At 39.3% G+C, this 23,423-nt stretch carries 16 protein-coding genes; 14 read left to right on the top strand and 2 right to left on the bottom strand.

Annotated features, from left to right (window positions below; all coding sequences use genetic code 11):
* The first annotated feature begins 76 nt into the window (after window positions 1-76).
* On the top strand, window positions 77-6,421 hold the full coding sequence (locus tag HWV58_RS11030; protein WP_175634160.1) for an alpha-2-macroglobulin family protein: 6,345 nt from the start codon (window positions 77-79) through the stop codon (window positions 6,419-6,421).
* Between the two features lies 1 nt (window position 6,422).
* Here the strand turns inward: HWV58_RS11030 and HWV58_RS11035 are convergent, their stop codons facing one another.
* Complete coding sequence (locus HWV58_RS11035) at window positions 6,423-7,097, bottom strand: LytR/AlgR family response regulator transcription factor (protein ID WP_175634161.1); 675 nt, start codon at window positions 7,095-7,097, stop codon at window positions 6,423-6,425.
* Between the two features lie 304 nt (window positions 7,098-7,401).
* On the bottom strand, window positions 7,402-8,940 hold the full coding sequence (locus HWV58_RS11040; protein ID WP_217706981.1) for a sensor histidine kinase: 1,539 nt from the start codon (window positions 8,938-8,940) through the stop codon (window positions 7,402-7,404).
* Window positions 8,941-9,187: 247 nt separating this feature from the next.
* Between HWV58_RS11040 and HWV58_RS11045 the strand changes: the two genes are divergently transcribed.
* From HWV58_RS11045 to HWV58_RS11105, 13 genes are all read left to right on the top strand, one after another.
* On the top strand, window positions 9,188-9,535 hold the full coding sequence (locus HWV58_RS11045) for a Spx/MgsR family RNA polymerase-binding regulatory protein (RefSeq protein WP_175634162.1): 348 nt from the start codon (window positions 9,188-9,190) through the stop codon (window positions 9,533-9,535).
* A 69-nt stretch (window positions 9,536-9,604) separates the two neighbouring features.
* On the top strand, window positions 9,605-10,348 hold the full coding sequence (locus tag HWV58_RS11050) for a peptidase associated/transthyretin-like domain-containing protein (RefSeq protein ID WP_175634163.1): 744 nt from the start codon (window positions 9,605-9,607) through the stop codon (window positions 10,346-10,348).
* A 100-nt stretch (window positions 10,349-10,448) separates the two neighbouring features.
* A complete protein-coding gene (locus HWV58_RS11055; RefSeq protein ID WP_175634164.1) occupies window positions 10,449-12,428 on the top strand; it encodes a M1 family metallopeptidase in 1,980 nt (659 codons plus the stop codon).
* A gap of 115 nt (window positions 12,429-12,543) precedes the next feature.
* Entirely contained in the window at window positions 12,544-12,951 is a 408-nt protein-coding gene (locus HWV58_RS11060) for a RidA family protein (protein WP_175634165.1), read from the top strand.
* A 3-nt stretch (window positions 12,952-12,954) separates the two neighbouring features.
* Complete coding sequence (locus HWV58_RS11065; protein ID WP_175634166.1) at window positions 12,955-13,566, top strand: class I SAM-dependent methyltransferase; 612 nt, start codon at window positions 12,955-12,957, stop codon at window positions 13,564-13,566.
* Between the two features lie 20 nt (window positions 13,567-13,586).
* The gene (locus HWV58_RS11070) at window positions 13,587-13,805 is read left to right on the top strand and encodes a VF530 family protein (protein ID WP_175634167.1); all 219 of its coding nucleotides are present in this window, start codon (window positions 13,587-13,589) and stop codon (window positions 13,803-13,805) included.
* Window positions 13,806-13,969: 164 nt separating this feature from the next.
* Window positions 13,970-14,368, top strand: a complete 399-nt coding sequence (locus HWV58_RS11075) for a hypothetical protein (RefSeq protein WP_175634168.1) — start codon at window positions 13,970-13,972, stop codon at window positions 14,366-14,368.
* A 557-nt stretch (window positions 14,369-14,925) separates the two neighbouring features.
* Window positions 14,926-16,158: a chromate efflux transporter gene (gene chrA, locus HWV58_RS11080; protein WP_175634169.1), complete on the top strand. Its 1,233-nt coding sequence runs from the start codon at window positions 14,926-14,928 to the stop codon at window positions 16,156-16,158.
* The gene (locus HWV58_RS11085) at window positions 16,155-17,186 is read left to right on the top strand and encodes a sulfotransferase family protein (RefSeq protein WP_175634170.1); all 1,032 of its coding nucleotides are present in this window, start codon (window positions 16,155-16,157) and stop codon (window positions 17,184-17,186) included. Before chrA ends, HWV58_RS11085 begins: the two co-directional genes overlap by 4 nt.
* Complete coding sequence (gene cysQ, locus HWV58_RS11090; protein ID WP_175634171.1) at window positions 17,176-17,949, top strand: 3'(2'),5'-bisphosphate nucleotidase CysQ; 774 nt, start codon at window positions 17,176-17,178, stop codon at window positions 17,947-17,949. Before HWV58_RS11085 ends, cysQ begins: the two co-directional genes overlap by 11 nt.
* A gap of 24 nt (window positions 17,950-17,973) precedes the next feature.
* Entirely contained in the window at window positions 17,974-18,549 is a 576-nt protein-coding gene (cysC, locus tag HWV58_RS11095) for an adenylyl-sulfate kinase (RefSeq protein ID WP_235972711.1), read from the top strand.
* 197 nt (window positions 18,550-18,746) lie between these two features.
* On the top strand, window positions 18,747-21,842 hold the full coding sequence (locus tag HWV58_RS11100; RefSeq protein ID WP_175634172.1) for a SusC/RagA family TonB-linked outer membrane protein: 3,096 nt from the start codon (window positions 18,747-18,749) through the stop codon (window positions 21,840-21,842).
* Between the two features lie 36 nt (window positions 21,843-21,878).
* Window positions 21,879-23,408: a RagB/SusD family nutrient uptake outer membrane protein gene (locus HWV58_RS11105; RefSeq protein WP_175634173.1), complete on the top strand. Its 1,530-nt coding sequence runs from the start codon at window positions 21,879-21,881 to the stop codon at window positions 23,406-23,408.
* The last annotated feature ends 15 nt before the right edge of the window (window positions 23,409-23,423 follow it).

Genomic DNA, 23,423 nt, shown 5'->3' on the forward strand with positions numbered 1-23,423 from the left:
TATCCAAATCAGATAAATTGTAAACGGTTATGGAATTTGTACGCCTCACCCATCTATATTAAAACTCCAGTTATTTATGAACCTATTTTTACGCTTTTTCGCTTCTCTAATCTGCGCATTTCTGCTATCGCTAAACGTTTCTGCACAGCAATATACCTTCGATGATTTTTACCGGGTAGATTCTATTGCTAACCGCGCGCAACCTAGAGATGCATTGGCATTGATTGAGAAAATCAGCAAACAGGCTCACGAAACACACAACACACCCTTAATTATCAAATCGGTTATTTACCGGATGATGTTTCAAAGCTATCTGGAAGAAGATGCCTTTGATAAGATCCTGATCGATTTGCGCAAAGATATCAGCATGGTCAAACAGCCCGAAAAAAGTATTTTACAATCGCTGCTGGCAGAAACTTACTGGAATTACCTGAGAGAAAATAACTGGCAAATTATGCAACGCACGCAGGTGCAAGGCGATATTGGCGATAATATTAAAACCTGGGACATTAAAAAGCTGAACAATGAAACCGTAAAATATTATCTGCTATCGTTAAATGAGGTTGCACTTTTGCAACAAACGAAAGTAGATGTTTTAGATGCAGTTTTAGCGGGCGATAAAAGCAACCGCAATTTTAGGCCAACGCTTTACGATTTACTTGCACACCGCGCCATCGACGTTTTTAGCAATACGCAAATTAGCCTTACCACTTATAACGACGAATTACTTGACCGGAATAATCTTGCCTTATTGGGGAGCCGCCCCGATTTTTTAGCCGTTAAATTACCTGCAGATAGTACTTCATTTAAAGTACAGGCGCTACAATTGTTCAAAAATCTGATCAGCCTTCATCAAAACAGCAATAATTTGGCTGCCCTCGCCGATGCCGATTTGAAAAGGTTAAAATTTGTAAGCCAGTATTTTATGGGCGACAATCAGGAGGCCGTTGCCGCGGCTTTAAGTCGTTTGGCCGAACAAAGCACAGGCAGCGAAGTTTATGCAGATATTTTATACGAACAGGCTGTTATCCATAAAAACGCCCAGCTGTTAATTGATACCAATAAACAAAACCTTATTGCTGCAGTTGCCCTGGCCGAAAAAGCCATCAACAGCTATCCTAAAAGTATTGGTGCAAAAAATGCCAAAAATTTAATTACCCAGATCAAAAGCAGTCAGCTAACCATCCAAACCAAAGCTTACGTACAGCCTGATAAAGCTGCACAGCTTCATTTATCATATAAAAACGTCGACACCGTAGTTTTCAGGCTGGTTAAAACACCTGAATATAATAATGAATACCGACAGATTGACAACAAAAAGGAATTCTTCGATTTTCTGAAAAATAAAAAGATCCTGAAAGAATGGGTTGTTGTGGTACCCAAAACCAGCGATTACCAATCGCATACTTTAATTGATAAAATGGATGGTTTGCCTTTTAACGATTATACTTTAATTGGCCAGGCCATTAACCGGGCGCAGCCGGATACCGTTTACAGTATGATCAATTTTAAGGTTACTGCCATGGCAGTAATCAACAGGGTTAATATTGATAAACATGAATACTTTGTAAGTCAGCTGAGCAATGGTGCCCCTTTAAAAAATGTTAAAATACAGCAGCAGAGATACGATTACAATACCAGGAAATTTGTTAATGGCGCATTGATATCCACCAATGATAAAGGTTACGCCAGCACAAATGAAATCAATAATAACATGTCGTGGGCATTGTTTACCCTGGGCAAAGATGAGCTGAAATTAAACATCAGCAATTATAGTAATTACCGTGAGGCGGAAGATGATAGCCGCGTGGTCCTTTTTACCGACAGGCCTATTTATCGTCCGGGGCAAACCATTTACTACAAAGGGTTATGCCTGCTATCAAAAGATGGCAAAAATAAAATTGAGGTGAATAAAACGCTCCAAGTTTATTTTAAAGATGCCAATGGAAAGGAAATTACCTCAGTCAGTGCAACAAGTAACGATTACGGGACCTTTCAGGGATCGTTCAGCATTCCGATGGGTAAATTAAACGGTCGTATGATCATTGGTACTGAAGATGGTGAAATTGGAGTGCAGGTAGAGGAATACAAAAGGCCAACTTTCGAAGTTGTTTTCGATAAACCTAACCAGCGGTATAAGCTGAACGACAGCATTAAGGTTATGGGTAAGGCCAACGCTTTTTCAGGTTATGCAGTAAGTAATGCCAGCGTAAACTATAAGATTTTTAGGAGGGCACTTTACGATTACCGCCTAAACTACACTGAGCAGGCAGCCATTTATGGTTCGCGTGCGTTCGAAAGAAAACAAATGGCTATTGGTAAAACAGTAACTAAAGCAGGAGGTAAATTTGATATTACTTTTTTTGCAAAAGCTACGGATACCCGACAAAATTATAGTTACGATATCGAAGTAGAAGTTATCGATTTAAACGGCGAAACTCGCGCCAAGACTACATCAATTAATGTAGGGCAGAAAGATATAAACCTGAACGTTAGTGGCGAACAGGTTATTTACATGAGCAATAAGAGCGATAGCCTGGCTTTTTGGGTAAGTAACTTAAATAATGAACCAATTAAAGCTAACGTGAAAGCCGAATGGAGCTTGTTGCAGGCACCCTTGCGCTTGATGAACAAAAGTCCTTTTTATGCCGAAAACTATGCCATGACTAAGGAAGAGTTTATTAAAATTTTCCAGGATGAGGATTACAATAACGAACTGGAAGTGGCCAAATGGCCGGTGAAATCGGTCGAACTAAAGCAAAACCCTACGGTTAAAAACGGAAAGGGGATTCTGGAATTTAGTCAGCGTGATTTAAAGCCTGGCTACTATAAAATTAATTTAACGGCTATAAACGAACAAAATGACACCACCAAGGTAGATAGATATGTAGTGGTTTACCATGAGCAGCCCGCACAAATACAATCCAGTACCGAATGGATTAGTACGGAGACAAACGTAATTAGGCCTGGAGAAAGTGCTGTTTTTCGTTTGGCTGGATTATCCAATGATAGTAAGGGCTATTACGAAGTGTACTACCGCGATAGCGTAACCCGAAAAGTTTGGCTTAACCTGTCGCCAAAGCAAAGTATTGTAAGTATTAAGCCCGATGAAAACTACGAGAATGGCTTTGCAGTGCAGTTTACCATGGTGCACGAAGGTACGGTTTACAATTCGATGCAGCATGTCAGCATTTTTGATCCTAAAAAGGAGCTTGATATTAAATTTTTAACCTTCAGGAATAAACTGCAACCTGGCGAAAAGGAAAGCTGGAAGTTGCAGATCAGCAACAACAACGGCGAAAAACAAATGGCCGAAATGATTGCCACACTTTACGATGCGAGCCTGGATGATTTGAGAGGAATGAACTGGAACACTTATTTGCAAACCAGTTTTAACTACTATTTCTACAATTGGAATTTTAATGTCAACAATAAAACTAACCCCGATTATTTATGGTTTTTGAGGCAAAATTACGATTATGCAGCAGTTATCCGCAATTACGAAAGCCTCAATTTGTTCGGTTACAATTATTATGGCGGTTATAATTACGCTTACCGCAATTACATCAATAACATTCAGAAAGCCAGAAAGAAAGGTTTACAGCCAGAAGCCATCCAAAAACTCGCCGAGTTAGAAAAGGGTAAACTGACCTACGGTGTGGTTTTCGATGATCAGGGAGAAACGTTGCCAGGCGTGCAAATCAGATCTGGTAAATCGGTAACCACCACCAATGTATTTGGAATTTACACCATTGATGCCAAAGCAGGCGATAAGTTAAGTTTTTCATATATCGGTTATAAGAATTACACCGGAGTTGTGGGGAGTAAAAAGCGGATGGATGTTACCCTGAAACCGGATGGACAGGCGTTAAATGAAGTAGTGGTTGCGGGCTATGCTTCAAAGCAAAAGAAAAGCATGACTGGTTCTGTTACTCAGATATCGAGTGCACCATTAAATGCTAAGGCGGCTGCATCAAATGCTATTTATGGTAGCAGATCTGCAGATAATGAGATTTTTGCAATGGCAGGTGAAGATAAATCGCCTACGTTGCGTCAGGAAATTGAAGCCAGTTCCTATAAAAAAACAGAGATTGTTGCCCGTACCAATTTCAACGAGCTTGCATTTTTTTATCCGCAATTACTAACCGATACCAATGGCGAAATCAAGATCGAGTTTACCATTCCGCAGTCGTTAACGCGTTATAAAATGATGGGTTTCGCTCACACCAAAGATTTAAGAACTGCATCGGTTACCAAAGAACTGGTTACACAAAAGCAACTGGCCATTGCCATTAATACGCCAAGATTTTTCCGTGAGGGCGATACGATATTGCTAAGTGCTAAACTGAACAATTTAGCAGGGAAAAAACTGGATGGCAAAGCAAGCCTGGCTTTAACCGATGCGTTAACGGGCAAACCAATCCAGATTTTCGGCCTGGCAGATAAGGCAGAGAAAGCTTTTGAGGTTGACAATGAAGGTAGCTCGGTTTTGAAGTGGACTTTGATTATCCCTTCGGGCATCAATGCCATTACTTATAAAGTTCTGGCACAAAGTGGCAAGTTTAGCGATGGCGAAGAAAATACCATTCCGGTGTTACCCAACGCCATGTTGGTTACCGAAAGTATGTCGGTAAATGTGCGGGGCAATAGTACTAAAACATTTAATATGGAGAAACTCGAAAAATCGGGTACTTCAAAAACCTTGCGCAACCAAAGTTTAACCTTCGAGTTTACCTCAAATCCGGTTTGGTATGCTGTACAAGCCTTACCTTACCTGATGGAGTACCCTTACGAGTGTGCAGAGCAAACTTTTAGCCGCTTTTATGCCAATAGCTTTGCTACCGGGATTATCAATTCTTCGCCAAAAATTAAAACAGTTTTTGAGCAATGGAAAAACAGTAATAACGGCGAGGCGCTTTTATCCAATCTGGAGAAAAACCAGGAATTAAAATCAGTTTTACTCGAAGAAACGCCATGGGTACGCAACGCTGATAATGAAAAGGAACGTAAAAAACGCTTGGCGGTGCTTTTCGATTTAAACCAGATGACTTATGAACTGAAAAACAATTATGATAAATTGGCTAAAATGCAATATAACAATGGCGCTTTTCCGTGGTTCACCGGTATGAAAGAAGACCGGTACATTACCCAGCATATTGTTTTAGGCATGGGCCAGTTAAAAAAGCTGAAAATGGTTGATGAAAAGGCCTATCCGGGTTTTAATACCATACTCAATAAAGCCATTGCTTATTTGGATGCACAATTGGTTCAAGATTATAAACATGAACCGAAAGCAAACCTTCATAGCTATTTACCAATACATTATTTATTTGCCAGAAGTTATACCAATCCGAAAAATACCAGTGCAGATTTTATAAAAGCCAGAGATTTTTACCTGAAAAGACTAACTGCAAACTGGAAAACTTTTGATAGCTACCAGCTGGCGCAAACTGCTTTGATATTAAGCAGAAATGGTAATACCGCTGAAGCTCAAAAAATCATCACCCTGCTCAATCAAACCGCACAACAAAGTGAAGAAATGGGGATGTATTGGGCCAAAAATAAAGCTGGCTGGTGGTGGTACCAAAGTCCGGTTGAAACACAGGCTTTGTTGATTGAGGCGTTTGATGAGGTAGCAAAGGATACCAAAGCGGTTGAAGAAATGAAAATCTGGCTGTTAAAAAATAAGCAAACCAACGATTGGAAAACCACCAAAGCGACAGTTGCGGCCTGCTACGCTTTATTAATGAAAGGTACCGATTTACTCAGCGAAAGTAACGAACCCGAAATCACCATAGGTGAGCAAAAATTAGCTGATTTGCAAGGACCGAACCCCGAAAAAGAAGCAGGTACAGGTTATCAGAAAGTAAGCATTGCAGGTGCAAGCGTAAAACCGGAAATGGGGAAAGTGCAAATTAAAAATAACAATCAAACCATTGCCTGGGGTGCTTTGTACTGGCAATATTTCGAGCAGCTGGATAAAATTACACCGGCAAATACAGGGGTTAAGATTAAGAAACAACTGTTTTTGCAAAAGGCCAGCAATACAGGCAATATCCTAACCCCATTAACCGCTAATAATGTTTTAGCGCCGGGCGATCTGGTAAAAGTAAGGGTAGAAATTTTTTGCGACCGTGATATGGAATACATTCATTTAAAAGATATGCGTTCATCAGGGTTTGAGCCCGTTAATGTAATTTCGAGGTATAAATATCAGGATGGATTGGGTTATTACGAAAGTACCAAAGATGCTTCGACCAATTTCTTTATCAGTTATATGCCTAAGGGTACTTATGTATTCGAATATCCGTTGAGGGTTACGCACTCCGGTAATTTTTCGAACGGTATTACCACTTTGCAATGCATGTATGCACCTGAGTTTACTACCCACTCGGCAGGCATCCGCGTAAATGTAAAGTAAACTAATTGAGTTGGATACCGCTGTAGGTAGCTCCAATAGGAATAACTTTTTCATCTATCCAGATCTGGCTGCGGTCAAATCTGGATATTTTATTTTTAGCCACTATAAACGCCCGGTGACAGCGGATAAAATCTGTTTTCGGCAACAGATCGGCCAGGTCGTTAATGGTGATGCGCGAGCTCAGCAGTTTATTTTTAAGCTGGATTTGGGTATAGTTGCCCGAAGCTTCGATGTACAGAATTTCATCCAGTTCTACTTTTACCTGTTCGTAGCCATCTTTTATAAAAATGTGGTTGGCTTTTGCCTCCTGTTTTTCACTCCGCAGGTTAAACAGTTCGTGAGCTTTGTTGCAGGCCTTTAAAAAGCGCGAAAGTGAAAAGGGTTTGAGGAGGTAATCAACTGCATCAAGCTCAAAACTTTGTACAGCGTGTTCGGTATAAGCTGTGGTAAAAACAACCATTGGCGGCTTGCTCAAACTCTTTAAAAAGTCGATCCCACTGATATCAGGCATTTTAATATCCAGAAAAATCAGGTCAATTTTATGGTGTTGAAGATAAGTGATGGCCGCAAAAGCATCGGTAAAGGTTTCCTGCAAAGTAATAAACGGAACTTTTGAGGCATGCGATTTTATAATATCCAATGCAATGGGTTCATCATCTATAGCAATTGCGATCATTTTTGTTTCTTAGTAGTTTTTACGCTTTATGTCATGCTGACGAAGGAAGCATCTCCAGTGTTTAAAACGTTCCTCATTTTGATCCAATAGCTATATCGGATCAAAATGAGGAACTGCCTAAATTATAAATTTAGAAGCAAAAGACTCAGAAACTGTTTAAATTTCTGCGAAATATCAAATGGGCGGTGGAGACACCGCCCAAAGCGCCCGCTAAAGGTAGGTGTCCCCACCCACCTGATAGACTTGTAAATTTTTATTCATTTTTAATCAGCTTATCAAATTTAAATCAATAATATCCTTTGGATTAAACCAGCTGCAACGTTAAATGCACAAAAAACTCATTGGCACTTTCGCGGATAATTAAATCGTGTTTCCCTGGGTAGAGCAAAGACAGGCGTTGTTTTACATTTTCAAGCCCAATACCGCTTTTTAGTTTTTCAGGATCATTATCAGCCTTAATGTAAATGCTGTTGCTTACATCAAAATACAGCGTACTTTCTTTAGTTTGTAAAGTCATTTTGATGTACGAGGGTTGTTGCAGGCTTATACCATGTTTAAAAGCATTTTCGATAAAGGGAATAAGCAGCATAGGGGTAATTTGTAAATTATTGATCTGCTCTTCAATATGGGCTTCAATCCGGATATCGGCCGATCGTGAAGTGCGTAACTTTTGCAGGTCGATATAATTGTTCAGATATTCTACTTCGCGGGTTAGTGAAATCTTGTCCTGTGTGTTTTCGTGCAGCATAAAGCGCATCATGTCGCCAAGTTTCTGGATACCTTCACCCGTTCGCTCGGCATTTTCCTGCAGGGCAGTGCCAAACAAAGTATTTAAGGCATTGAATAAGAAATGTGGATTAATCTGCGATTTTAAGAAATTTAAACTCGCATCCGATTTACCCAGTTCAGTTTTCAGCATCTGGATTTCCGTTTGCTTTTCGAACTTGTTTTTGTAAATGTACCAGGCCAGCGGGGTTGTAACGCAAACCATGGCAATTGCAGCCAATATTAAAGTAACTGGTACGGTTTCGCCATTGCGCATAAACGGTACCAACATAATCAGCAATAGGAGCGAAATCAGGGCACTCACAGCCACATTGCCCCAAAAGTAACGACCAAAACCTTTCTGGTTTTTCCGCAGGTTTGGAATGATATAATAAATGGAGCAAAAAGCCAGCAGGATATTTACAGGTGGCGCAATTAGCCAGATTACCAATAAATCATAATCGAGCTTAAACGAAAGTACCGCCGCAAAAACCAAAAGCGAAATCAGCCAGATTCGTGTAGTAATGAAAACCTCGGTAACGATATTTTGGTTGTAATCTCTTAATATGTTGATCTTATTCAATAACTCCAGGCCCCTTTCATTAAAAAAGGCATAAACGTTAAATAAAAGATACAGGAAAAATACGTAAGTAAAAGCTTCGCCAAAAAGCATGTCGTAAGCATTGCTCATGTTTTCGTATTCAACTAGCCGGTAAGCCTGCGAATAAGTGTTGGCTACCATCCAGCCTACAATAGAAAAGGCAGTTACCAGCACCGAAAGAATAATGTTTAAAGCAATGTTATTTTTCCTCGACAGCTGCGGCATGAAACAGAAGTTGAACAGCAGAAAACTGATATACACCACACTGATCTTGAACATTTCGGGCAGGAAGAAGTTCTTCATTACGCTGTAATCAATGCCGCTTTCGCTAAAATGATAAGAATGACCAGAATTATAGGTGGTTTGTGTGCAGATGCTGATCAAAGCCAGGATGTACATTGTGGTCGAGATCCAGAACTCCAGCTGGTTAATGTTTTTTGCTTTTTCGGAAGCAGGATTGCCAGAAATAATTTCCATTGTGTTGATTTGTTTAGTCCACAATTTTACAAAGCGCAATAATACCAATATTTAAAATGTGACGGATGGGGCTAAAAATGTGACGAATGATGAGGATTATTGGATGACATCTACTATTTCATGATCCATCTTTCAATTTTTTCTATCTTTGAAACGGGTGTTAGATTTAAGATCAGTTCGGTTTTCTCCATCATCCATAATACATTTTCCATTTATCATTTAGTCATTCAAAATTCACACATTCAATATGACCGTTTACGGAATTCCAAATTGCAATACAGTTAAAAAATCGCTCGATTGGTTAAAAGCAAACCAAATTGATTTCGAATTTCACGATTTTAAGAAAAAAGGCATTACTGCCGAAAAATTAAACGAGTGGTGTAATATTTTTGGCTGGGAAACAGTGCTTAACCGCAAGGGATTAACCTGGAAAAAACTGACCAAAGAGGAGCAAGCCGAAATAAACACTCAGGATTTGGCTATAGCCTATTTACAAGAAAATACAAGCGCCATTAAACGCCCCGTTATCGAAAAAAACAACAAGGCAGTATTAATCGGTTTCGACGAGGATAATTATTTAAAAACACTAATATAACTCTGTTTGTTATAATGTTAAAGTTTGTTAAAAGCAGATTTTAAATGAAGAACTAAATTACTTTTGAATATGCGCAAACTAATCATTTTTCTATTGCTGGCTATGCCAATTGGCGTTTTTGCCCAAACAGTTGCCACGGGTACGGTATTTGATTTTTCGAAGAAAACACTTTCACTGCCTGGTGTAACCATTAGAAATCTGAACAGTAAAAAAACAACCAGTACCAACAAGGAGGGGCGATATGCCATTGGTGCCAATGTGGGCGATCTGATCGAATTTTCAGCTGTAGGCTACCATACAGATACTTTGTATTTAACCAATCTGTTAAACCGGACCATTTACCTACCGGTTAAAACCAATAATTTAAAGGATGTAAATATCAGCGCGGTAAGAATGAACAGTCAGATTACCGATGCGAAAGACCCTTTGGCCGAAAAATATACTTTGCTCAATACCGGCGGTAACCTTAACCGCAAACGAATGACGGATAAAGTTGGTGGTTTAAACCTCAACCTGGGTTATGGCAAATATAAAAGACAGCAGCGCAAAGAAGCAGATTTGGAAGAAAAGGAAATGTACATGCAGGAAATTGACGAGAACTTTACTGCAAAAGCCGTTACCGACCTAACCAAACTGGAAGGCGAAGAACTTAAAAATTTTATGATCATTTATCGTCCTTCGGTAGAATCGGTAAAGGCCGAAAGACCCTACCGGTATGCATATTATATCTCACGTGCGTTTGTTGCCTGGAAAAAATTAACACCGCAAGAAAGAAAATTACAGGATTTGCCAAAATTAAAGGCAGATCAATAACCCAATATTAGCTTATTGGTAACATTATAACCACATATAAATCTATATGTGGTTATTTTTTATATTTACCTCCCGAATACAACCTTATTATATCATGAATATGAATAAACTATTTACTTTTTGTGTAGTTTGTTGTGCTTTTGCTTTTTCAGCTTCCGCCCAACAGGCTAGCAGCCCTGCGCCAACCAGCAATTATAACCCGGCTGAGGCATTTGGACCACTATTTTACACCCAGAATGGAAATGAATTCCGTTCGGCTATCGGTGCCCCAGGCCCTAAGTACTGGCAAAACCGTGTAGATTATAATATCACCGCCAATCTCGATGAAACTAAGAACACGGTTAGCGGAACAGTAACCATTACCTATAAAAATAATAGTCCGGATAAATTGCCTTATTTGTGGCTGCAGTTAGATCAAAATACCTTTAAAGAAACTTCGCGCGGTTATGCTATTACCCCTTCGCGTAGCCGTTATGGTGCGCAAGGCGAAAAATTTGATGGTGGCTATAAAATCCAGAACATCACGGTATCGCAAAAAGCTGCTGCGGTAAAATTCACTTCATTGGTAGAAGATACCCGCATGCAGATTCGTTTAGATCAGCCGATGGCACCAAATGGCGATATCGTAACCATTAAAATGGATTATTCGTATATCGTGCCTAAAGAAGGATCGGACAGGACTGGACATTTAACCACAAAAAATGGTGAAATTTTTGCCATCGCACAATGGTTTCCACGCATGTCGGTGTATGATGACGTAATTGGCTGGAACACTTTGCCTTACTGGGGTGGAGGTGAGTTTTACTGTGAGTATGGCGATATCAATTTTGCCATTACTGCTCCGGCAAGCCACATCGTTATGGGTTCTGGCGAATTATTAAATCCGGCTGAAGTTTTTACACCAACACAATTACAAAGATGGAATGCCGCCAAAACTAGCGATGCTACTGTGCATATCCGTACAGAGGCCGAAGTTACCGATCCGGCATCCCGCCCTGCTAAAGATAAATTAACCTGGAAATTTAAAATTTTAAATGCACGCGATGCGGCCTGGGCTTCATCAAAAGCTTTTGTTTTAGATGCAGCAAGGTATAAACTGCCAAGTGGTAAAACAGGTTTGGCCGTTTCGGCACAGCCGGTAGAAAGCAATGGAGTTGATGGCTATGGTCGTGGTGTAGAATACGTAAAATCTACAATCGAACACTATTCGTCGAAATGGTTCGAATACCCATACCCAATGGCGGTTAACGTAGCAACCAATATTGGTGGTATGGAATATCCTGGTATTGTGTTTTGCGGTTGGAAAGCTAAAAAAGGAAGTGCATGGGGCGTAATTGATCATGAATTTGGTCATACCTGGTTCCCGATGATTGTAGGTTCGAACGAGCGTAAATACGGCTGGATGGATGAGGGTTTCAATACCTTCATCAATGGTATTTCTAAAAGCAGTTTCAATAATGGAGAGTATGCCAGTGCGCCAACTGATCTAAACAGAATTGGTAAGAGTGTTATCGGTAATCCGGTTTTCGAAAATATTATGCTTATGCCTGATGGAATGGCTGAACGCAATATTGGCGTTAACCTGTACAGCAAACCAGGTTGGGGCCTTGATCTTTTAAGAAACCAGATTTTAGGCGAAGACCGTTTCGATTATGCTTTCCGCCAGTACATTAAAAACTGGGCATTTAAACATCCAACACCTTTCGATTTCTTCCGCTCAATGGAAAACGGTGCAGGCGAAGATTTAGCCTGGTTCTGGAGAAGCTGGTGGTTAAACAGCTGGAAAATGGATCAGGGCATTGCAACTGTAGAAGCCGTTAAAGATGGCGATAAAATAACAGGTTATAACATTAAAGTGGTAAACCTGGAGAAAATGCCAATGCCAATTATTCTGCAGATTAAAACCAAAAGCGGTAAAACCGATATCGTAAAAGTACCTGTTGATGTTTGGATGAAGAACACCAGCTGGTTGGTGCGTTACCCAACAACTGAAGCAATAGAATCGGTAACTTTAGATCCAAATAAAGTATTACCAGATTCAAATCCAGATAACAATACCTGGACAGCCGCAGGTAATTAAGCTGTTGCTATCCACAAAAAGCCTCTCGGTCTTGAAGATCGGGAGGCTTTTTTTATTGCAAAGTACCGACGGATTAATCTGTTATATCGCTTAGCTTAGCAATAAAATTATACTTATGAGCACTTCTTTATTAGAAATAACCAATCCTGAAGGAATTTACGATCCCCGCCCGCATGGCTACTCGCATGTTGCAGCAGTTCCGGCCTGGAGCCAGCTGGTGTTTATTGCCGGACAGGGAGGGAGCAGAACCGATGGTATTTTAAGTACCGATTTCAGGACGCAGGTAGCCATTGTTTTCGAAAATATAGCCATTGCTTTAGCTAGTAAAGGCCTGAAAATGGAAAATATTGCCAAGCTAACTACTTTGGTGGTAGATTACGATGATGAAAAACATCAGATATTGATTGAAGAATCGACCAAAATCTGGCCCGACCTGAAATTCCCTGTAAATACACTTATTCCTGTACAACGTTTGGCTTTAAATGGTATGTTGATTGAAATTGATGCAACCGCAATAGGCTAATTGATGGAAAAAGGAGAGCGCAAAAACGTTTATCAGGTTTACAATAAAATAGGTGAGTGGTTTGCCGAAAACCGTTATGCCGATTCGGTAGAACGTGTTTATTTGGACCCGATCATTGGGCAGCTTTCACCAAATGCCAGCGTGTTGGATGTAGGCTGCGGTAACGGGAAGCCCATATTGGAGCATTTCATTAAGCACAATATCCGTGTTGTGGGTATCGATGCAAGTGAAAAGATGCTGGATTTGGCCAGGGCTAATTTCCCTGATACCCGGTTAATATTAGAGGATATGCGCGAGCTACGTTTGGATGAAAAATTTGATGTGCTTATTGCTTGGCATAGTTTCTTTCATTTACCTGAAGCAGATCAGCCCGCCATGTTCAAAATTTTCAAAAATCACCTCAACCCCGATGGTATTTTGTTGTTTACCTCTGGTACCGAAAGGGGAGAAGCCTGGGGCGAGAACGGAGGAGAAAACCTGTTTCATGACTCATTAGATACTGCAGAGTACCGGGCACTGCTCGAAGCTAATAAGTTTGTGGTACTGAAGCATCAGGTAAACGACCCCGATTGTGGTGGGGCAAATGTTTGGCTGGCACAATATAAACCTCAATAAATTTGCCTTAACTTTGCACCATGGCCGAACAGCAAAAAAACAATCCCCTGCATGGTATTACTTTAGAAAAAATTGTAACCGATCTTCAGGCACATTATGGATGGGAAAAACTGGGTACGTTGATCAGGATCGATTGCTTTAATAATAATCAAAGCATCAAATCGAGCTTGAAATTTTTAAGAAGAATGCCCTGGGCACGTAAAAAGGTAGAAGATTTATATGTGGATACTTTTGCATAAAAATGATTGAGTTTTGAATGATAGAATGATAGAAGGGCTGAATGATAGAGTGGTTGAATGAGAGAATGTTGTTTACTCAATCATTCAAAATTTTCCTCCTTCAAAACTATTGTCTGCAACCTTTCCTTTAAAACCATCGTCATCTTGATCTAACCCCTATCTCTATGAAAAATATTTTCTATTGTTTTTTGCTGATGATTGCTTTGAGCAGCTGTGCTTTTTCAACCATGACAACCGTCTATTCCAATTCGAAAGGCAAAATAAATGTACCCCAGAAAGAAAGTTATACCGTAGTATATCAGGTCAGTTTTGGAGATGGTTTGAAAGCGGATGCTGCTTATACCGATGAAAGTGGTGAGCAAACCAATCTGAAAAACATAGGTGGCGTATGGGAAAAGCAGGTGACTTTAAAATCCGGCACACATGCTCAACTCAAAACACTGGCTAAAGCCAAAGCAAAATCGCGGGCAGAATACAAAATTTTGGTAGATGGAAAGGTAATTTCTGAATATATACAAAGTGGAAAAAGATTAAATTATTCGCTTGCTTTCGATTTGCCTTAGCTCACAAAGTATTCCTCATTGATTTTCAGTATTTAATAATAAAATAACAAGGTATATCGTCATCATGAAAAGAGAAAGTCTTTCAGTTAAAACTGGAGGATTTTTTTGTTGGCCAATAAACCGACGTTGCCAAACCAGTCATGTGAGATCGATTGACATATTACTTAGCTGATTTTAAGGCGCAAACAGTTTTTACGCATTAATTAAATAGATCAGGAAATTTAACACAAACGTTTGTTCAATACTTTCGTTAGGCTAATTTAGCGGCTTTGTATCATAAGTCAGTTCAATAATGCAGCTAAAGAAATACATTGGCCAAACGCAGTCAAATTGTTGTTTCAGGTTGATCTGGCTTTTTTGCGCGTATTAGATAAAATTATTAAAATACAGCACTTTAATCAAACGTTTGCGTAATTTTTTTACGCCTTTTTTAGCACCAAAAGCCATAAATTTAGGATATTGAAAGAACCAAATCGTAAATCACAGCCAATCCTGTATAAGTTCCTTTTTTGATCATCATAGAAAAAGGGTACAAGGTTAATCTTAAGAAAAGAAATATGGAGTTATCAGTGCAGGGAGGCTTAACTAAGGAAATAATAACGCTGAGGTACCTCTTTTTTACCTTTTTTAAAATTGGCTGTGTAAGCTTCGGTGGGCATATGGCGTTGGTATCTTTAATCCAGACCATTATGGTAGAGCAGGATAAAAGTATTGATAACGAACATGTGCTGGATAGTATAACGGTAGCCTCTTTTATGCCAGGGCCGCTTGCAGTAAACGTGGTTGCTAATATTGGTTATACCCTAAAAGGTAAATTGGGAGCAATTGTAAGCATGTTCGCAGTGCTTTTACCAGCTTGTATTCTGATACTCTGTTTGGCTTACGTATACTTTTCAAGTGGTTTTAAAATCGAATGGACTTCGGTAATGCAATACGTTGGCGCCACCATTGGCATCATTATTTTTTCTACTGGCTTACAATTATTCCGCAAAGAAATAGCACTCAACTATAGTAAAATAGCTCTTTTTCTATTCGCGGTAGCACTCGATTTAATTATTGGCAGTTATATTTTAACCATTGTTTTAATGTTAATTGGCGCAATTAGCGGCTTGTTGATTGATAGAAAAAAAAACAATTACAAAGAGATTTTAGGTGGGCTTAAGTTGAAATACAACCTGCAGTTAAGTCCGGTTTCATTATCGGTGTTGGCTATTTTGTTTGTCAATCAGGTTTTATTCGTCAGTGGTTTTTTTAAAAGTTACGCTAACATTTTTTTTAAAATCGGAACAGTTTTTTCGGGTATTAGCATTTCCCTGTTTGGCGGAGGATACGTGATTATCCCAATTATGCAGTCGCTGTTTGTTAAAGATTTGAACTGGCTTAATTCCAAGCAATTTATAGATGCCATTGCGTTTAGTCAGGTTACCCCCGGACCCATTTTAGTAAGTTCAACTTTTATTGGTTATAAGCTGGCTGGTTTTTCAGGTGCGTTGCTAGCCACTTGTTGCATGTTTTTACCAGCTGCGGCTTTAATGATTATGGTTTCTAAAATTTTTAACCGTACAAAAGATCACCCCTTAATTAAAAGTATGATTAGTGGGGTTAAAGTGGTGGTAATCGGCCTGATTATTTCTTCGGCCTTTAAAATACTATTAATGCAGCCAAGAACCATTTTAGTTGGTGTCACGGCCATAATTGCATTTGTGTTAAGTTTTAAGTATAAACTAAGCCCGGTATATTTGATCCTTGGCTCAATCCTTTTCGGAATTTTAAGCATTTTTATTTCATGAACAATATTTCAAACCCACTTGGCATCCAGATAATAGGTACGCAAAGATCAGGCTCAAACCTGCTAAGGGTGATCTTAGATCAGTCTGACGAAATTGCTTCACCCCATCCACCCCATATTTTAGTCACCTTTGTGCCGCTTTTAAACTTGTATAGCCCTTTAAATGATGAGAGTTACAGGGAATTAATAAGCGATGTAGTTGATTATGTAAATGTCAATCCGGTACCATGGGATGGAGTTGAACTGGATAAAGCCTGGATTTACGAAAATTCGAAGGAACAGAGTTTATTCGAAATTAACCGTTTGGTGTACGAATCTGTGGCGCGATCGAAAAATGCGAAATATTGGTGCTGTAAAAGTATGGCCAACGTGCATTATGCCAGCGAGCTGGAAAAATATTCGCCCAAACTTAAATATATCTATTTATATCGTGATGGGCGCGATGTAGCTTTATCATTTAAAAAAGCAATTGTTGGAGAAAAGCATATTTACCATTTGGCGCAGCAATGGTTTAAAGACCAAACCGCTTGTATAGAGTTGTCGAAGCAAATTGAGCCAGCGCGTTTTTTTGCATTGGATTACGAAGAATTGATCGCTAATCCCGAAGAGGTGATTAAAAAGCTATGCCGCTTTCTCGAAATTGAGTATTTTGAAAGTATGCTCGATTTTCATCGTTCAAAAGAATCGCTGGCTACAGCCAATGCAGGTGAAATGTGGGAGAATTTAGCTAAACCTATCATTAAAGACAATACCCGCAAGTTTTTAAAAGAACTTAGTGCAGAAGAAATCAATATATTTGAGATCATTAACCAGCAAACCTTAACAGAACTTGGATATACTTTAGTAAATCCTTCAGTTCATGGACAATTTATTCCAGACGCAGATATTGCACTTTTTAACGATAAAAACGACCAAATGAAAAAGCATTTTATGGAAAATGCCCGTCAGTCTGATTTGGATAAAAGAAACCCACAGCTGGAAATACTTAAAAGAATCAGAAATTCGAAAATAGCAATCCATGCAAAGTAATATTACTGAAAGTATCGATATTCAGGCAATTCTGGATATTGCCGTAGCGGCAGGTGAGGCAATTTTAACCGTGTATAACCGCGATGAAGGTTTCGAAGTAGAAACCAAAAGCGACGCATCGCCCTTAACCATTGCCGATAAAATGGCAAACGATATTATTTGTGCAGGGTTGAAAAAACGATATCCGGCCATTCCAATTATATCCGAAGAAGGGAAAAGCATAGCCTACGAAGACAGGAAGGATTACGATTTTTTTTGGTGCGTAGATCCCCTGGATGGAACAAAAGAGTTTATCAAAAAAAATGGAGAGTTTACGGTAAATATTGCACTCATTAAAGGGCAGACCCCGGTTTTAGGGGTGATTTATATTCCGGTTCAAAATACATTATATTACGGGAGCGAAACCATTGGCAGCTGGAAACAACTGCCTGGAGAAGCACCTCAACAGATTAAGTTAGTAAATACCGCTAATTGGACGGCTGCTGTAAGCCGGTCGCATGCCGATGGTAAAGAAAAAGAAATATTAAGCCAATACCCGGTTACAAATGCTGTAGCTGTAGGGAGTTCGTTAAAATTCTGCCTTCTGGCCGAAGGGAAAGCGCAAATTTATTTAAGAACAGGTCCTACTATGGAGTGGGATACGGCAGCTGGTCATGCCATTATCCTGTTTAGCGGCTGTAATATCAGCACCTTATCCGGAAAGCCCATGTTGTATAATAAAGAATCGTTGTTAAATGAAGGCTTTTTGTGTAAAGTTGACTAATTTTAAAAGCTAACATCTTTATTCATGCTACAACAAACAATGCTTAACCATCCATCTGGTATTTCAGGCCAGAATGGATTAGTGATCTGGTTATTCGGGCTTTCAGGTTCAGGAAAAACAACCATTTCTACCCTGTTGAGCGAAAAATTAAAATTAGCCGGTTTCTTTTCAGTTGCACTTGATGGAGACGCGTTGAGAGAGGGTATCAATAAAGATTTGGGGTTTAGCGAACAAGATCGAACCGAAAATATCAGAAGGGCAGCCGAAATAGCCAAGTTGATGCTGAACAATAACATTATAACCATCTGCTCCTTTATTACTCCCATGAGTGCCCAAAGGACTCTGGCTGCTGAAATTATTGGTGAGCGGTATTTTGAGGTTTTTATTGATTGCCCCTTAAATATATGTCAGCAAAGAGACGTGAAAGGTTTGTACAAAGATGCGAGCCAAAATTTGATCTCCAATTTTACAGGGGTAAGCGCTAAGTTCGAACCTTCCTCCAATGCCAACTTAATTCTTAAAACCAATACTGAAAGTGCTGTTGAAAGTATGGAGCGCTTATTTAGTGAGATTAACCTCCGTATCGGGGCCGTTATTTAGGGTGTTCATCCCTGAAAACGAGCACTTAAGGCATCTGCTTCCAACATTCATTTGATCGTTCATAGTCTTTAGTCTACTTAGTCAATCGATTGCGCAGTGTTTTGCTGTGCAAGTGAATTGTTTAATTGCTAATATTATATATGCAAGAAACAATAGTCGTTGCTTCTTGCCTGCTATCAACTATCAAACGAATCATCATGACTAAAATTTACAAACAAACCACAGCTCATTATAGGGAGAGCATTCCTATAAAAAGGAGCAATCTTTTTAACGCACTTTTAAAAAATATTTATTGTTGTCTGTTTCTGCTCATCCCCATTGCAGCCAGTGCACAAACGGTTGTAACCGGAACGGTGAAAGATGAGAAAGGCCTGCCAGCGGTTGGAGCCTCAGTAACGGAAACCGATGTGAAGAATGGCACATCCGTTGATGCCAACGGTAAGTTTACATTAACCTTAAAAGGAAAGTTACGTGTTTTAAATTTTACGCTGGTAGGGTATAAAACGCAGAAAGTAACCGTTGGAGCTTCAAACGTGGTAAACATAAATCTGGAAGAAGATTTAAATAAGCTAAATGAAGTTGTTGTGGTAGGTTACGGTACGCAGCGGAAAACGGATTTAACAGGCTCTATCAGTTCGATTAAAAGTGATGACCTAAATTTAGGTGGTACCACATCAAATATTGGACAGGCTATTCAGGGTAAAGCAGCAGGTGTGCAGGTACAGCAAACCAGTTTTGCGCCAGGTGCTGGTATGCAAATTACGGTAAGGGGTGGTAACTCTATCAATACCACTAACAGCCCGCTATACGTAGTAGATGGTTTTATTTCTGATAATGGGAGTACAATTAACCCGAATGATATAGAAGACATCCAGATTTTAAAGGATGCCTCATCGGCTGCCATTTATGGAGCGAGGGGTGGTAATGGAGTGGTTTTAATCACTACTAAAAAAGGTAAAGCTGGTAGGGTAGCCATTGATTTGGATCTATCGAACGGTAACCAGTTCTTAACTTATAAACCAGCTTTATTAAATGGTCAGCAATATACAGCTATACAAAATGCTACAGCGGTTGAAGATGGAAAACCAGTGTTATTCCCACCTTCTTTTAATATTGCAAATACCAACTGGATGGATGAAGCTACGCAAAATGCTTCGGTACACAATAGAAGTTTAAGCATCAGCAGTGGCGATCAGAATTCTAAATTATATGTATCAGGTAATTACCTTAACCAGAAGGGTGTTTTAAAAGGTACTGGCCTCGAAAAATACACCGCAAGGATTGGTGCCGAAAAAAACCTGAACGAAAGGTTGAAGCTTGGTGCTAATTTTTATGGTTCGTCGGCTAAAGTATTACAGCAATCGTACTCTGCGGATATTACAGCTCCATTATTTGGTTTGTTAACAGCATTACCCAACATTCCGGTTTATAATGCCGATGGAAGTTATTACCGCTACCAGGGAAAGGATAATCCGTTGGCCAGCTTGCTTGAACCAACCAATACAAGTAACAATAAACTGGCTAATGCCAATGTTTCTTTAGATTACGAAATTATTAAAGGATTAACTTATCACCTTGGAGGAGGAGCTGAATATACCAACCTGAACGAAGGGCAATATATACCCAGAACATTAAGTGCTGGTTCAAAAAATGGCGGATTGGCTGCGCAAAAAAGTTCGACGACATTTAGATGGTTGGTAGAAAATTATTTAACCTATAAATACAAAACAGGTGATCATGATTTTACGTTCTTGGCTGGTGTATCTAATCAAAAAGATGTTAACGAATTTATTGCGGCTGGAAGTAAAGGGTTTCCAACTGATGCTTATTTGTTCTATAACCTTGGCGCTGGTTCAACACCAAATGGTTCAGGCATTACAATATCAAATTTAGGTAACGGCTATAACAGTTTTAAAGAACAGTCTACATTTAATTCAATGTATGGAAGGATAAACTATAATTATAAAGATAAACTATTAACATCTTTTACATTAAGAAGAGATGGTTCATCAAAATTTGGTCCTAATTATAGTTATGGGTATTTTCCTTCAGGAGCTATTGCCTATAAATTTACTGACGAAGAATTTATCAAAAACCTAAACACCTTTTCTAATTTAAAACTTAGGGCAAGTTATGGAGTAACTGGTAATGATCGTGTGCCCAACTATTTGTATTTAGCCACTTTTACCAATTACAGCACAGTTCTGAATCCGGGCGATCCCTTACAGATTGGTACAGAGCCTAAAACTTTACCCAACCCAGATTTAAAATGGGAAAGTACCACACAATTTAACTTAGGTTTAGATATGGGCTTCTTAAATGGGCGTGTAAATGCAACAATAGATCTTTACACTAAGAAAACCACCAATTTGTTAATTAGTATTCCAATAGAGCAATATTGGGGCTTTAATTCCATCACTGTAAATGCAGGATCGATACAAAATCGTGGTGTTGAATTTTTGCTAAATACGGTAAATGTTCGTAATGATAATTTTAGCTGGAACACTAATTTTAATATTGCGCTCAATCGTCAAAAGGTATTGTCATTGGGGCCTGTTAACCAAATTTCTGTAAATACAGCCAATCCGAGTGGTACGGTATCAGGGCGTGAATTTTCTCGCGTGGTGCCAGGTAGGGAGCTTGGCGAACTCTTCGGATATGTTTACACCGGTGTAATTAAAACAGGTGAAACTTATGCGCCTCAACCAAATTCTAAACCGGGTGATCCGAAATACCAGGATACCAATGGTGATGGAAAAATTACTCCCGATGATATGACCTTTTTAGGAAATTCGACCCCGCGTTTTACTATGGGTTTTGGAAACGACTTTCATTATAAGGGTTTCGATCTGAATATTTTCTTTCAGGGTGCTTTTGGTTATTCTTTATATAATATGAACAGACTGGTACTGGAATCGACTACTGGTGCGGATGCTTTAAACCGGTTTGTAGCTGGCGTTAATGAAAATACCGAGATCCCACGTGAAGGGTACTTTTTAAGTACTTATGGTAGCTACGTAAACTCCCGTTTTGTAGAAAAAGCATCGTACGTAAGGTTGAAATCAGTTTCACTCGGATATACGCTACCAGCAAAAATATTCGATCGTATCAAAGTGATAAAAGGTTTGCGTGTATATGCTGAAGGCCAGAATTTACTGACCATGACTAATTATAGTGGAACTGATCCAGAGGTAAACTCACATTCGGGAAGTAACTTTGGTGGGGGAATTGATTTTAATGCATTCCCTGCTTTCAGAACATTTTCGGCAGGAGTAAAATTAACCATCAACTAATAATTTCAATCCGTAAGGATTAATAAAGATAAAGAGATGAAAAGATATAAGATTATTATAGCCATAGCTGCAGTTGTACTTATGCAGTTTTCGTGTAAAAAAGATTTAGATCCGGTTGTATATAGCAGCTTAACCATTACCAATGCATTTAAGACAAAATCGGATGCTATTGCAGCGGTAAACGCTGTTTATGCTCGTTTAAAGGGACCATCGGTAGGAGACAATTTTGATTACTGGACCGTTAGGCACTTTGCATTGACTGATTTGACTACCGATGTAGGGCACTGCAGCTATGGAGGTGACCCAGGTCAGCTATCTAATGTACAGTGGAATTCGGCAAATGGATTAATCGCAGAAGATTGGAGACAGATCTACAAGCTGATCGCAAATGCAAACAATGCGATTTTTAATATCTCTAACATGACAGCTATTACAAGTGAAGAGAAAAACCAGTTTCTGTCGGAGATTAAATTCTTAAGGGCTGTAGCCTATATGGATTTAACTGATGCCTGGGGTCCGGTAATTTTAGCTACTGAGAAAGATGTTGAACAAGCTTCTATGTCTCCTAATTATTTTGATAACAAACAATTAACGCCCCTTGATCAGATCGAAGCATTGTTAATAAACGATCTACAGGCGGCATCTTCAACTTTGCCAATTAATTATTCAAATCATAAATTCTATTCTACCGATGATGTTGGCCGTGCAACAAAAGGAGCTGCACTAACTTTACTGGCTAAATTATACTTGCGCCAGCACCAATGGCAAAAAGTTTTGGATGTAACCAAGCAGGTGATGGATTTAAATGTTTACTCGCTTTTTCCAAGTTATTCAGGACTTTTTGCTGAAAGTAATCAATGGTGTTCAGAAAATATTTTCTCGGTATTAAGCGATGCCAATGTAAATGGAACAGAGTTGTTAAATCACTTTGGACCAGAACAACACCCAGTTTTAACTGATAGGTGGCAGTATTATGCTGTAACCTGGGATTTCTATAACAGCTTTGATGATGCGGATGACCGGAAAAAACTTTTCTTTCCTGAATATCTGGGTGTTGATAAACTGGTGCATAAACAAGCGCCGACATTGGGAGCAACCCCACCGGCCGGTGTATTTTATATGCAGGATGTAGCTACCGCAAAATATGCTGATCCAAATGGAGCCAATACGTATTATGATGGCCATAGTGTAAATATTCTGCGTTATGCCGATGTGTTGTTGAGCAGGGCTGAAGCTATTAACGAATTAAGCGGTCCAAACACCGAGTGTATCAATCTGATCAATCAGGTAAAAGGAAGATCGCATGCCAAATTATTGGTTGCGGCTAACTACAACCAAACCACATTAAAAGATGCACTTTTACAGGAACGTGGCTGGGAATTGTTTTATGAAGGAAAAAGAAGAGCAGATTTAATGCGTTTTGGTAAATACGAAAGTATCGTTAACGGATATTTAAAGCGTATAAACCAAACACCAACCGTGGTAATGCCACGCGATCAGTATTTCCCTTATCCTTTAAACCAGGTAAATATTAACCCGAATTTAAATAACTCGGGCAGACAATAATTTCATACTTTTATT

The sequence above is a fragment of the Pedobacter ghigonis genome, from assembly GCF_903166585.1.
GTDB classification, from domain to species: Bacteria; Bacteroidota; Bacteroidia; order Sphingobacteriales; family Sphingobacteriaceae; genus Pedobacter; species Pedobacter ghigonis.

Bases quoted from the DNA above. Each gene is read 5' to 3' on its own strand.
- HWV58_RS11030 (WP_175634160.1), top strand. From the start codon at position 77: ATGAACCTATTTTTACGCTTTTTCGCTTCTCTAATCTGCGCATTTCTG.
- HWV58_RS11035 (WP_175634161.1), bottom strand. From the start codon at position 7,097: ATGATCGCAATTGCTATAGATGATGAACCCATTGCATTGGATATTATA.
- HWV58_RS11040 (WP_217706981.1), bottom strand. From the start codon at position 8,940: ATGGAAATTATTTCTGGCAATCCTGCTTCCGAAAAAGCAAAAAACATT.
- HWV58_RS11045 (WP_175634162.1), top strand. From the start codon at position 9,188: ATGACCGTTTACGGAATTCCAAATTGCAATACAGTTAAAAAATCGCTC.
- HWV58_RS11050 (WP_175634163.1), top strand. From the start codon at position 9,605: ATGCGCAAACTAATCATTTTTCTATTGCTGGCTATGCCAATTGGCGTT.
- HWV58_RS11055 (WP_175634164.1), top strand. From the start codon at position 10,449: ATGAATAAACTATTTACTTTTTGTGTAGTTTGTTGTGCTTTTGCTTTT.
- HWV58_RS11060 (WP_175634165.1), top strand. From the start codon at position 12,544: ATGAGCACTTCTTTATTAGAAATAACCAATCCTGAAGGAATTTACGAT.
- HWV58_RS11065 (WP_175634166.1), top strand. From the start codon at position 12,955: ATGGAAAAAGGAGAGCGCAAAAACGTTTATCAGGTTTACAATAAAATA.
- HWV58_RS11070 (WP_175634167.1), top strand. From the start codon at position 13,587: ATGGCCGAACAGCAAAAAAACAATCCCCTGCATGGTATTACTTTAGAA.
- HWV58_RS11075 (WP_175634168.1), top strand. From the start codon at position 13,970: ATGAAAAATATTTTCTATTGTTTTTTGCTGATGATTGCTTTGAGCAGC.
- chrA (WP_175634169.1), top strand. From the start codon at position 14,926: ATGGAGTTATCAGTGCAGGGAGGCTTAACTAAGGAAATAATAACGCTG.
- HWV58_RS11085 (WP_175634170.1), top strand. From the start codon at position 16,155: ATGAACAATATTTCAAACCCACTTGGCATCCAGATAATAGGTACGCAA.
- cysQ (WP_175634171.1), top strand. From the start codon at position 17,176: ATGCAAAGTAATATTACTGAAAGTATCGATATTCAGGCAATTCTGGAT.
- cysC (WP_235972711.1), top strand. From the start codon at position 17,974: ATGCTACAACAAACAATGCTTAACCATCCATCTGGTATTTCAGGCCAG.
- HWV58_RS11100 (WP_175634172.1), top strand. From the start codon at position 18,747: ATGACTAAAATTTACAAACAAACCACAGCTCATTATAGGGAGAGCATT.
- HWV58_RS11105 (WP_175634173.1), top strand. From the start codon at position 21,879: ATGAAAAGATATAAGATTATTATAGCCATAGCTGCAGTTGTACTTATG.